1 pseudogene is annotated in these 853 nt (G+C 76.9%); it reads left to right on the forward strand.

From position 1 onward, the window contains the following. Positions 1–853, forward strand: a pseudogene (locus DQW85_RS22105) (ATP-binding protein); the annotation flags it as partial.

The raw sequence follows: 853 nt of genomic DNA on the forward strand, positions 1-853 counted from the left end.
CTGCGCGACCTCGGCACGGCGGAGGCGACGGCCCTGCTGGACGCGCGGGGAGTGGCCGCCGGACTGCGCGAGCCGCTGCTGGCCTTCGCCGGTGGGCATCCGCTCGCGCTGAGCCTTGGCGCGGCGGTCGCGGACCGGGACCCCGCGGCCGGCTCCCGCTGGGTGCCGAGCGCCGACGTGGTGGGGACCCTGCTGGACCAACTGGTGGGAGAGGTGCCGTCGCCGGCGCACCGCCACGCGCTGGAGGTGTGCGCGCACGCCCACACCACCACCGAGGACCTGTTGCGCGCGGCGCTGCCCGACGACGCGACCGTGCTCTTCGCCTGGCTGCGGCGGCTGCCGTTCGTCGAGTCCGGCGAGTCGGGGCTGTTCCCGCACGACGTGGTCCGTCAGGCCCTGGTCGCGGACCTTCGCTGGCGCGATCCCACCGGGTTCGCGTCCATGATCAACCGCGTCCACGTCCATCACGTCGAGCAGGTCCGCGCCGCCGACCGCTCCGGCGTGCTCGCCGCCGTCGGCGCGCTGTTCTTCCTGCACCGCCGCAGCGGCCGGACCGCCGACTTCCACAGCTGGCGCGGCGAGGGTGAGGTCCACGAGGACGTCCTGCGCCCTGCGGACAGGGACGCGGCGCACCGCCTCGCGATCCGGGCCGAGGGGGCCGAATCCGCGGCCGGCGCCGCCCACTGGCTCGACCGCCAGCCCCAGTCCTTCCTCCTGTACCGGTGGGCCGAGACCGGCGAACCCGTGGCCATGGTCGCCTGGCTCCGGCTGGCGGAGCCGAGCGCGGAGGACCTGGCCGCCGACCCGTCGGCGGCGCTGGCCTGGCGGCACGCCCGGGCCACCGCGCCCCTGC

It is taken from the genome of Nonomuraea lactucae (assembly GCF_003313395.1).
Taxonomy (GTDB): domain Bacteria; phylum Actinomycetota; class Actinomycetes; order Streptosporangiales; family Streptosporangiaceae; genus Nonomuraea; species Nonomuraea lactucae.